Source organism: Paenibacillus aurantius (assembly GCF_032268605.1).
Lineage (GTDB): Bacteria > Bacillota > Bacilli > Paenibacillales > NBRC-103111 > Paenibacillus_AO > Paenibacillus_AO aurantius.
In genome coordinates this window covers 1,864,432-1,876,283 of the sequence record NZ_CP130318.1, presented here as the reverse complement: position 1 = coordinate 1,876,283, position 11,852 = coordinate 1,864,432, and the positions used below count along the sequence as shown (strand labels likewise).

Sequence of the window (11,852 nt, the reverse complement as noted above, 5' to 3'; positions counted from 1 at the left end):
TTCAAAGATCACCCAAAACAACAAAATGTATAATTTAAAATAACAAAATGCCATATGATAATCTCGCTAGTTTCATTATTCTCATAGTAGGAGGCGGTATACTTGATGAAAAAACCTAACATTTTGCTAATAACGAGCGATCAGCAGCATTGGAATACCATCGGGTCCTTTAACAAGGAAGTCCACACCCCTAATTTGGACCGCTTGGTGCAGGAAGGGACTACCTTCACCCGGGCGTATTGCCCGAATCCGACCTGTACCCCCAGCAGGGCTTCCATCATTACGGGAATGTATCCGAGCCAGCACGGGGCTTGGACCTTAGGCACCAAGCTGCTGGAAGACAGACACACCGTAGGAGAAGACTTACAAGCTGCCGGATACCGCACGGCTCTGGTCGGAAAAGCCCATTTTCAGCCGTTGAAATCGACAGACGAATACCCGTCTATCGAAGCCTATCCGATTATGCAGGACTTGGACTACTGGAAAACGTTTAACGGACCGTTTTATGGATTCGACCACGTGGAGCTTGCACGGAACCATACCAATGAAGCCCATGCCGGGCAGCATTATGCGCTGTGGCTGGAAGAGAAAGGGTGTACGAATTGGCGGGACTACTTCCTGCCGCCTACCGGGACGATGGATCGTTCGATCACGTACAAGTGGCCGATTCCGGAGGAGTATCACTATAACACCTGGATTGCGGAACGTACGAATGCTCTCTTGACGGATTACAAGGAATCGGGAGATCCCTTTTTCATGTGGGCCAGCTTCTTTGATCCCCATCCCGAGTATTTAGTGCCTGAACCATGGGACACCATGTACGATCCGGAAGCCCTCACGATTCCCCAAATGGTTCCCGGAGAGCATGATCAGAACCCCCCGCATTTCCGTAAAACCCAGGAAGACCATCCGGATTTCAGCGACCTGGCCGAGACGGGGTTCGGTATTCATGGCTATCGTTCCCATCACTATTATGAGTACGGGACCAAGTTCAGATTGACGGACTATGACAAAAAGAAGCTGGTAGCCGTTTACTACGGCATGATCAGCCTGATGGACAAATACATCGGAAAAATCCTCGACAAGCTGGACGAGCTCGGGCTTTCGGAAAACACGATCGTCGTCTTTACCACCGACCACGGCCACTTCTTTGGACAGCATGGATTGCAGGCCAAGGGAGGTTTTCACTATGAGGATTTAATCAAGCTCCCCTTTATTGTGAAATACCCGGGGCAGGTACCGGCCGGCCATGTGTCGGAGGCCATGCAATCGCTGGTTGATCTGGCCCCCACGTTCTTATCCTTTTGCGGCATCCCCATTCCTCACGCCATGACAGGCATCGACCAACGGGATGTGTGGCTCGGCCGTAAGGAAAAAGCTAGGGATCATGCCATCTGCGAGTTCCGTCACGAGCCCACCACCATCCACCAGAAAACCTACGTCGACGAGAGGTACAAAATTACCGTTTATTACAATCAGAGCTATGGAGAAATCTTTGATCTTCAGGAGGATCCAGGAGAGCTTCACAATCTATGGTACGACCCGGAATCCGCCTCCCTTAAGTCCGAACTGCTGCTCAAATACGTATGGGCGGAGCTTGGCAAAGAACCGCTGCCCATGCCGCGAATTCATCACGCGTAGGGTAATGGACAAGTACGGACCCCTTTATCCTTTCGGCGACCAAACGCACGAATAATCTCAGGCGGACCTAAACAAAAAAATCACCTTCTTCTGTGCCGGAAAGGCCCCAAAAAGAAGGTGATTTTTCGTTATTCTGCCGGAATCGGCTTCACGGTGAAATGATCGATTGAGCTCTCACTATTGAAGCTCCTTACGCCGACGCTGCCATGAGTAAATGCCGTCCCGCTCTGATCCGTGTACTCTATAAGCGGGGAATCCATGTCCCCCACATAGACCTGGATAAGAGTGCCTCTCGCCACTACCTTCATATGCTGCCACTCCCCGGCCGTTCCGGTTAACGGCGTTCCGGTCAAGTACTGGAAGTTATAATTGTATTTGCCGAGATGCACACCGTCCGAAGTCAGATAGGCAGCGTAACCTTGTAGAAAGTCGTCTCTGTTCTGCCCCCATTCCGTTCCGTCGGCCGGATTGTTGACCCGGAGAAGGATGCCCGCATTGCCCCCTCCCTGCGTAAGGGAGCCTAATTGGATATCCGCCTCCACGATGTAGTCCGACCACCTGCTGTCGCCGATAATCGATTTCGGATACCCTTTGGCCCCGGATTTATAGACGCCCTGTTTGGGCAGGTCGGGGTCGTTGTGAAAACGGAAGCTGTAAAAATCGAACTCGCCGGTTACGATTTCCGCCTTAATGGTGTGGCGGCCTGCCGGAAGGGCGATCCCGTCCTTCGTTATCGTCCTCCACTCCTGAAAACCGCCGGTATTCGGAATATCGACAATCCCGGCAAGGTCGGTTACCTCATCAAGCCAAAATCTGACCTTGCCGCCGTCCATGCCCGTTGCCACTCGCAAATCCAGCTTATAGGTACCGGCATCGGCGATGTTGACATCGTACTTCAGCCATTCGCCGGTCTGGTTCCACCCTGTCGTAAATCCTTCCGGCAGCAAACGGATATCGACGTCATCGGAGCGGTACAGACCCCGAATGTTATCCGGTGTATTGTCATGGTACGCAACTCCTTCTCCTCCATTCCTGTAATCCACGGCATGTACGGTGCCGGGCAGCTGGATCGGTTCATCGGACGGCCGGAAGGAGAGACCGGCGAAATCGTATTCCCCGTTAACGATTTCCACCTTGACGGTATGGTCGCCTTCCGGCAGCGTTATGTCACCAAGATCAACGTTTCTCCAGTTATTCCACCCTCCGGTATTGGGAATGTCAACGACACCGGTCAAGTCTGTCGTATCATCCAGCCATAACCGAATTTTCCCTCCGCTAAGGGCCGTTGCGATCCTGACGCTCACGTTGTATGCAGCGGACTTGTCCACGTTTACGTTATACTTCAGCCACTCGCCGGTCTGGTTCCAGCCGACATTCCAGCCGCCCTTCGGATTAACGCGTATGTCCACCCCATCATTCCGGTATTGGCCGCCGATATTTGAGGCCGTAATGTCATGGTAACCGACTCCTTCGCCTCCTGGGTTATAGTGAACGGCTTCGACCATTCCGGGAACGGGTTTAGGTGCATCGAACGAGACGAACTTCAATCTTGCGAAGTCATATTCTCCCTTCGCTGTTTCAAAGGTAATCGTATGCCGGCCTTCCGGCAGTTGGAAGCTGGGGGACAGCGTGGTTTGCCAATTGTTCCATCCTCCGGTAGCCGGAATAGGGATCACACCGGTCAAATCCGTTTGGCCGTCCAGCCAGATCCGTGCCCCATTGCCGCTGAACGTTGTCGCCGCCGTAACTTCGACCCGGTACGTTCCTGCACGCTTCACGTCAATGTTGTAGTTGAGCCATTCGCCGGCCTGATTCCAACCGACGTTAAGCCCGTTGAAATTGGTGTTCGTCCGAATATCGACGGAATCGCTCCGGTATGCGCCCCCTATGTTTTCCGCCGTGTTATCATGGTAGCCGATCCCTTCACCGCCCGTATTATAGAAAGGCGCTTCAATGATCCCCGGAACCGGTTTCGGAAGATCAAACGGAGGTGTTTCCCCCGTATCGACCCGCCAGCCCTGTTCGAATTTCTTCCAGCCCGCGTCGTCGCCGTCATCGAAATCATCGGAAAGGGCAGCCGTTGCGACGGAAAGGCTGAACTTAAGAGTTGCCAAATCCAAAGATCCTTGGCCGGAAATCACTTTAAGCTTATGCAGCCCTTGCGGAAGCTGAATATCCTTCAGCACCAGGTTGTTCCATTGGTCCGTTCCGCCTGTCGAAGGGAGCCGCACCATGTCCGTCAGCCCGGTCGATTCATCCAGCTCCAGCTTCAGACCGGCATCGGCCGCCGCAGCGTACCGGATCACAACATCATAGGTCCCCGCTTCGGACACATTGACGTTGTATGCCAAGTTACCCGTATCGAGCGATGCGACATCATACCCGCCTTCCGGATCCTTAACCTTGCGGATCCATCCGGCATCGCGCTCGGACTTGCCTTTTCCCTTCGAGTTGAAGTGAACGGCCTGAATCTCACCGGGGATCGGCTTGTAGGCGTCTTTAGCGCTGCTGCCGCCCACTTTGTTGCTGAAAGCGGTATAACCGAATTCCGCCTGTACATCGGTTGTGGAATAGCCGATCCCGCCTTTGCCGAGCCGTTCAACGGAACGGGTCTGCTTCAGCATGCCATCCACATAGATGCGATAATCGGAGCCTTCCTTCTCCACGCGGATTTGATGCCATTTCGTATAATCATACCCTTCCGGAAGAGGAGTCGTTTCCCGGACGGTATCTTTGCCATCGACACGGAATACCGACTCCAGGCGATTTTGATTGCGGTTCAGAACAGCAGTCCCGTAATTGTTCTCATCCCTATAGGAGAATACCGCTCCCATCAGCGGATCGCCGCTTGTTCCCTGCTCCACCTGCTTCAGGTTGAACTCCGCTGTGAAGCTGTCGTCCGTCTGCTTCCCGGAAAGAAGGACATGAGACGGAGAGCCCGGTTCCCCCCATGCGTTCTGGTACAGCGAATGACCATCCCCGATTCCCCAGCTGCCTCCGCTCACTACTTTCCAATCCTTACCTAATTCCTTTCTCTGGAACCGGTCGCTGAAATCAGGCATGGCCGGATCGGGCTGTTCGGATGTTGTAGGGCCGAGCAAGGCCATCTTGTCCCCGTTCCATACGATCCGGTCCAGGTTCAAATTCCGTCCCGGATCGGCATGGCTGTGATAGACGATATAATCGGAATCCAGATCGGGACCGCGAACGATGGAATTGTGCCCCAGACCGACATGATCCCCTTCCGTATCGAGCAATATCGGATTCTGGGAGGCCGCCGGCACGAACCCGGAAACCGGATTCGTGCTGCTCGCATAATCCACCCGGTAGGCATCGCTCCATACGTGATTCCCGGTATACGTCATATAGTACTTTCCATTGCGTTTGATGACCGTCGGCCCTTCCGTCCAGCCCTTCATGGCCGCTCCCGTATTGGATTTCGCCCCGAATGTATAGGGGTCGGACATCGGGCGGGCATCGATATTGCCATTGCCCGTACTGTAGAAGTACCACTGGCCGTCATCGTCGATGAACACATGTCCGTCAATGCCGGTAACCTTACTGCCGGTCTGGGCCGTGAAGGGCCCTGTAGGACTGGAGCTCTTCAGCACCCGATGGCCCCTCGGCGTTGAGCCGTCATCTTGAAGAAGAGCCGTGTACATGTAGAAATCCCCGTTCCAGTAAACCACCTCCGGAGCATAAGCTCCTTTTGTAACGGGCTCGGTTGCACACAGACCGCGATACTCCCAGTGCACCAAATCCTCCGACGACCATACCTTCACACCGGGCTTATCGTCCACGGTACTGGTATATAAATAGTAGACTCCGTTAAATTTCAAGATAAACGGGTCGCCTTCCCCATAAAAGGTACCGTTATTCCAGTACCAAGAGTCCGTGACGACTTGCGGATTGCTGTAAGAGAATCCTGTTGCAGGAAAAGTTGTGATCAAGACAGCAGCGAGCAGCCCCATCATCCACTTTCTCAAATCGAATTCAGCTCCTTTCTCAGGATAGATTGATTTCCCTGATCTTCTCCAGCGGCACCTTTGGCTTCCGCTCCTCGGTCAACAGCCCGTTCACCTCTTGCTGAACGTCGGTAATCTGGGTGTAGCAGTATCCTACGATATACCCCGTCTGCTTAATCGCTTCGTGAATGCCGCGGAATCTTTCCAGGAACGCTTCCTCTGAAGCGACCTGACCGCCGTATCCCCAGCCTTTGTCGGACTGGAAAGCGATGCCGCCGAATTCGCTCACGATAATCGGCTGTCCCTTGTAGCCGTAGCCGTCGGCGAAGGCATATTTCCATTGGTTGAACGTCTTCTCGTTGTTCACGATTTCGTCCTTATTGGCATAGCGCTTAAGGAATTGTTCCTTCGTTTCCACATAATCATGCAGCGTCAAGATATCGGACACGGTATGCTCCCAACCGTCATTCGTTATCACCGGCCGGTTCGGATCAAACGCCTTGGTGAGGTGATAGATCGCTTCGGTGAATTTCTGCTGCCGGCGGTCTTTGAAAATATTCGCGATGCCCCAGGATTCATTGAAAGGAACCCAAGTGATAATGGACGGATGGTTATACTGCTGGCGAACGATTTCCATCCATTCTTCGGTGAATTGCTGCACCGCCTTGTCGTTAAATTCGTAGGTGGCCGCCATCTCGGACCAGACAAGCACTCCCTTCACATCGCACCAATACAAGAACCGGGCATCCTCAATCTTCATGTGCTTGCGCACCCCGTTATACCCCATCTGCAGAAGCAGATCGATATCCTCGATCAACGCTTCCTCGGAAGGCGGCGTTAAATGGCTTTCCGGCCAGTAGCCTTGATCCAGGAGCATTCGTTGATAGACCGGTACATTGTTCAGGAGCACTTTGCCCTTCTCGATCGATATTTTTCTCATGCCGAAATAAGAGTAGACATGATCAATCGCAACGTCGTCCCGGTACAGGATAAATTCCACATCGTACAAATTCGGACGGCCCGGGGCCCAGTAGCAGCGCTTCCAAGGCCCGTTCATCTCGTGAACGAGGTCGACCTCGAGCATAAGCCAGGGGCGGTCGATCGTCAGGCTTGCCTGTTTGACCTGCCGTCCCTTCATCGTAATAATCGCTTCCAGTCGAAGCTTGCTGTCCGCGTGCACATCGCCATTCACCTGGTACTCGAATCGAACGGAGGAGGCGTCTACATCCGGCGTGATTTTTACCGAATCCACGTATTCCTGGTCTACGTATTCCAGCCAAACCGACTGCCAAATGCCCGTCGTCTGCACATAGAAGCATTCGAAGTTATCGTCCACCCAGCGCTGTTTGCCACGCGGCTGGGTAGCATCCTTGCTGTCTTCAACCTTAACCGTCAGCTCATTCGCGGACCCCGCCGTCACGTAAGGGGCAATGTCGAATGAAAATGCCGCGTACCCGCCTTGATGCCTTCCGACGTATTCGCCGTTGACCCATACGGTCGCGATATAATCCACCGCTTGAAAATGCAGGAGAATTCGTTTGCCGGCAGCTTCCGCCGGAAGGTCCAGCGTTCGGTTGTACCAAACGCAAGGATGGTGAGCCTCCTCCCCAATGCCGCTCGCCTTCGTTTCATAAGTAAAAGGAACAAGGATTTGGCGGTCTCCTCCGAAGCTCCGGTGCCACCCATTGGCCTCCCCTGCGTCTTCATCGTCAAAGCCGAAGCGCCACTCGCCGTTCAAATCGACCCAGTTTTCTCTCACGAACTGGGGTCTCGGATAATTTTTAATATATTTCTTCGTCGTCATAGCGTCCTTCGCTCCTAGATTCCCGTTATTTTTGATTGCCCGTTACCGTCAATGGTGAGACGATCCAAGCCGTCGATACCCCTCTAAGGCCTACACGGCCGAGCAGAAATGCGTTCGGGTCCGTCCATCTCAAGAGGGGCTCGCCACTGCCATCTGCGTAAACCGCAATCGTCGTACCCCTTAGTTTTACTGTAATCCGCCGGGTCTGCCCGGACGCGAAGGCAAGGGGTGCGGATGCCTTTTCGGCAACATTCTCATAGCTCACTCGCGACAGAACGGCCTTCCCGTCTTGAAACACCAGCGAGTAGCCCATGTAGGCTTCTTTGACCTGATCCTTGAATTCCGACTCGTTGGAGGTCCGCAGCAGAACCCCGATCTCGTCCGTCGTCGCTTCTTTCCGTGTCAGATCGAAGCTGACGGTATAATCCGCCCAGCCGGAATCGCCGCCGAACCGATTGACCAAGCCGACTGCTGACGGCTTAATGACCGACTGCTCCGGCACCGGCACCGTCAGACCCGCTTCCACGTACCGAAGGGAAATGTCTCCCTTCCCCCGGCGCAGCGACAGCCACTGGGTCCCTTTCTTCAGCTCAACCTCGCCCAGCGGTATTTTCGTCCAGTCGGCATCGTCTGCGAATAAGGAGGGATCCAGCTTGATTTCCTTCTCCCTTCCGTTCGCTTCTAATACGAGCGTCGAGCCCTTCGAGGCTTTGGAAACGTTGACGGACACCAGATAAGGGCCCTCTTGGCGAACGTTCACTGGAAAAGAGAGACCGTCCCCCTTGCTCGAGAGAACGACGGCATCGCTGCCGTCTGGTGTAAGGCCCGAGCGGACGCTTGGATGGCCCTCCTGAACGCCGTGTAAGGCTTCCATTGACCCGGGCAGCGGTTTGAGCGCTTTCTGATCGCTGCTGCCCCCCGCTTCATTGGAAAAGGCCGTGTAATGCAAATCCGGCTTCGCCCCTTGAGGCCAGCGATAGCCCATGCGGCCGGGTTTCGCGGCCATGGATGCTTGCTCGAGCTGAAGCAGCCCGTCCCAGAACAGCTTCGTGCCGGTACCGTCCGACTCGATCCGGATCGTATGGAGCTTCGTCAGGTCGGTGTCCTCCGGCAGCGTCTTCTTGGCCGCCACCGTCTCCCTGCCGCTCGTGTAATCGATCAGCGTCAGCTCGTTCTTTTCCTCGTCCACACGGGCCGCCCGGTAATTCCCTGAATCCCCGTAGGCGAATATGGCTTCCAGGGAAGACGTCGCGGCATCCTCCTTCCGATCTTCGAATCGAAAGTTATATTCGCCGGTATACCGGCTGCCCACATCCATTCGGGTCAACAAAGCCTCGCTTCCCCCGGCTTGAACCAGGCGCTCCCACTTGTCTTCGGATGGGGCTGTACCCGGCACATCCCGGAAATCCGGCAGCCGGGGCGCTTCCTGCGGCGCACCGTGCGTCGGCCCGAGAACGGACATCTTATCGCCGTTGAAGACAAGCCGGTCCAGGTTCAGCCTTCGAACGGGAGGCCCTTCTGCGGAACGGCCGATAAGGTTATGGTAAACGATATAATAAGAATCCAAATCCGGTCCCATAACGGTCGCACTGTGGCCAAGCCCGTTAAAATCTTTTGCAGTGGAAAGAAGGATCGGGTTGTTCTCCGGTATGGCATACGTACCAATCGGAGATTCGCGGTTTACCCCATAGTTGACACGGTACCCCGCGCTAAAGACGTGATTGCCCGTATAGGTGATGAAATAACGTCCGTTCCGCTTGATGATCATGGAGCCTTCCGTCCAGTGCCCAAGGGAGGCGTTCAACGGCTTGTCCGGTCCGATGGTAAACGGGTCGGCCATCGGGCTCGCCATAATGCCTCCGAACTTGGCATGGGTGAAATACCATTTCCCGTCGTCGTCGATAAAGACGGAGCCGTCGATGGTAAGGCCAAGGTTGTCCGTCTTCTTCACGAACGGTCCCGCCGGTTTGTCGCTCTGCAGGACATAATGCCCTTTGCCTGCAGGGGAAGTGTACATATAGAACAGCCCGTTCCAATAGACGACCTCCGGTGCATAAGCACCTGTACTGACGGGGTCCTCGGTCACCAAGCCTTCATAGCGCCAGTTCACAAGATCATCGGAGCTCCACGCTTTCACCCCGACTCTCCCGTCCTTCGTGCTGCAGTAAAGATAATAGCGGCCGTCATAGCGAAGAAGGTAAGGATCCCCAACGCCGTAATCCTCCCATTCCTGGTCCAGCACGAACGGATTTTGATACGTTTGACTCAGGGTGATCGCCATTCGGTTCGCCGTCCCCTTCCCTTCTGTCGGATGCAGGGAGCCAAGCACAATCGCCGGGACCAAAAGACAAGCAGCCGCGACAGAGATCCAAATTTTCTTGATTTGCCTTATCCTCTCCATCATGTAGGTATCCTTTATCGGGTGATTTCCAAGACATATACGGAATGGGCCTTAACCTCACAGGTCACTTGACCATCGGCAAAAGATAGTTCCCGGGCTGCTGGGACAACGGAATTCGGAGTATGCACGCTGTTTACGGCTTCGTAATCGTCCGCTGTTAATTCAAACAGCTGAGCTGCACCCTCCGCTGCGAACCCTCCCAGCTGCACATCTGCCACCGTATTTTCGAGGCTTCGGTTCACCAGGAAGATCGTCAGCTTATCCCCATTCGCATTCTGGCATGCCACGACATCCAGATTCGGCAGGTCATCCAGCTTTGGGGCAGCGGACACCGGGCTGTTCACCTGGAAGCTGCCGCATTCGGTATGACTTTCTACCACATAAGCTATGTCCCGGTTGGCATACATTTGCATCACATAATAGGTCGGTGTCCCATACACCGTTAACGATTTCCCGCTCCATCCCCGGGATTTGCCCCGGAACTGATCTGCAAAATAGTCCCCTACCCGGATACACCCGCCGAGCCAGCCGTTGACAAGGTCGGAGAAGCTGCCGATCTCGATCAAATCGCGGTTCCGGATAAATTCATTCAAATTAGCGGCATTAGCCACCGCCGCTTCCAGGGTGTGCTCGTTGGGAAGCCCTTTGCGCATCGTATTCGGATAGTACATCGTGTTGTATTCCGTGACGGCCACTTTCATATGGGCGTACCGTTCATCCGAACCGAACATTTCCCTCAGATGATGCAGCGTTTCCCGCGTCCATTCCGGATAAGAGACCATGGCTTTATACCGCTCATCCTTCGGCGTCTGCTCGTTCATTCCAAAACGATTGTATCCGTGATACAGATGCAGCGTTAAGTAATCCATCTGCTCAGCGGCCCGGTCCAATAAGGTCTTGTTCCATTCCATTGCAGTGTGCCCGCAGGCGAGCAGCACGATCTCCGGATCGGCAGCCTTCATGGCTTGGGCAAAGCGAAGGTAGCGTTCGGCAAATTCCTCCGCGCTGCAATGGCCGACCTGCCAAGGTCCCCAGACTTCATTGCCGATCTCCCAATATTTCACGCCGTACGGCTCGGCATGCCCGTGAGCGGCTCTCAGCTTGCCCATCGGCGTATCGGCATCGCCGTTGCAGTATTCCACCCACTCGGCCGCTTCCTGTGGTGTTCCCGAACCATCGTTTACACAGATAAGAGGCTCTACCTTCAACTCACGGCAAAAGGTAAGGAACTCATCCGTACCGAAATATTTATTCGTCCATCCGCCCCATGCCTCATTCACCACACAGGGCCGCTCGTAGACCGGTCCAATCGCCTGCCGCCAGTGATAGGCGCTGATATAATTCCCTGCTAGCCGCATCATCCCGGCGTTTAAGTCCATCGTCTTATCCATGACTTCTTTGCGAACGATACCCTGGCTATCGGAGGGCAGCAGGGAAACATGATCCAGCCAAAGCATCCCGGTGGATACATGGTCCAGCCATGGCTCATGCTCCGAAGGGACATATACCCGGAACTCCGCCAGCTCGCAGTCCCGCTCAACCGTAAGACGCGATTCATAATGCTTCCAATTATGGCTGTCCAGATCGATCCGGGTCGAACCCAGCACTTCTCCGCTGTTCTTATCCGCGATCTCTGCCACAACGTATTTAATTTCAATCGAGGCTCTAGCGTATAGAGCCATACGATAGCCTTCCCGGTCTTGTTCTACCGCGATGGCTTGCCTTACGCCTGCATAGCCCCCGTCAGAGCTAAAGACCCGAATCATCTGGCTGTGGCCGGAATGATGCGCAGCTGCAGGTTCTAGGGCATACCTCGTGCTTTTCCCATTCGTATAGGGACGCCAGCTTCCGGACAGTCCTCTGTATGTATTGTCTATGCTTTCAAAATCCATATCCGAAAGCGGATAGGCCAGCATGGCATCCATATGATCGCGAATGTCTTCCACAAAATGTCCGAACAGATAAGGATTTATTTTGTTTTTACCGATTGGATCGGGATTTATCTTTATGCTTGCTCTGGATTGCCTCATATGCACAAACC

The 11,852-nt window shown here is 54.2% G+C and carries 5 protein-coding genes; 1 reads left to right on the top strand and 4 read right to left on the bottom strand.

Annotation, left to right across the window (positions count from 1 at the left end):
- Window positions 1-105 precede the first annotated feature (105 nt).
- Window positions 106-1,641, top strand: coding sequence for a sulfatase family protein (locus MJA45_RS08830; protein ID WP_315606891.1), 1,536 nt, complete (start codon window positions 106-108; stop codon window positions 1,639-1,641).
- A 128-nt stretch (window positions 1,642-1,769) separates the two neighbouring features.
- Here MJA45_RS08830 and MJA45_RS08825 read toward each other — a convergent pair whose 3' ends face one another.
- The 4 genes from MJA45_RS08825 to MJA45_RS08810 are packed head-to-tail and all read right to left on the bottom strand — an operon-like array spanning window position 1,770 to window position 11,841.
- Window positions 1,770-5,627, bottom strand: a complete 3,858-nt coding sequence (locus tag MJA45_RS08825; protein WP_315606890.1) for a carbohydrate-binding protein — start codon at window positions 5,625-5,627, stop codon at window positions 1,770-1,772.
- A 19-nt stretch (window positions 5,628-5,646) separates the two neighbouring features.
- Window positions 5,647-7,410 carry a glycoside hydrolase family 2 protein gene (locus MJA45_RS08820; protein ID WP_315606889.1) on the bottom strand — a complete coding sequence of 588 codons (1,764 nt, stop codon included), beginning with the start codon at window positions 7,408-7,410 and terminating at the stop codon, window positions 5,647-5,649.
- Between the two features lie 25 nt (window positions 7,411-7,435).
- Window positions 7,436-9,811 carry a glycoside hydrolase family 43 protein gene (locus MJA45_RS08815; RefSeq protein WP_315606888.1) on the bottom strand — a complete coding sequence of 792 codons (2,376 nt, stop codon included), beginning with the start codon at window positions 9,809-9,811 and terminating at the stop codon, window positions 7,436-7,438.
- 14 nt (window positions 9,812-9,825) lie between these two features.
- Window positions 9,826-11,841 carry an alpha-L-arabinofuranosidase C-terminal domain-containing protein gene (locus MJA45_RS08810; protein ID WP_315606887.1) on the bottom strand — a complete coding sequence of 672 codons (2,016 nt, stop codon included), beginning with the start codon at window positions 11,839-11,841 and terminating at the stop codon, window positions 9,826-9,828.
- Window positions 11,842-11,852: the final 11 nt, after the last annotated feature.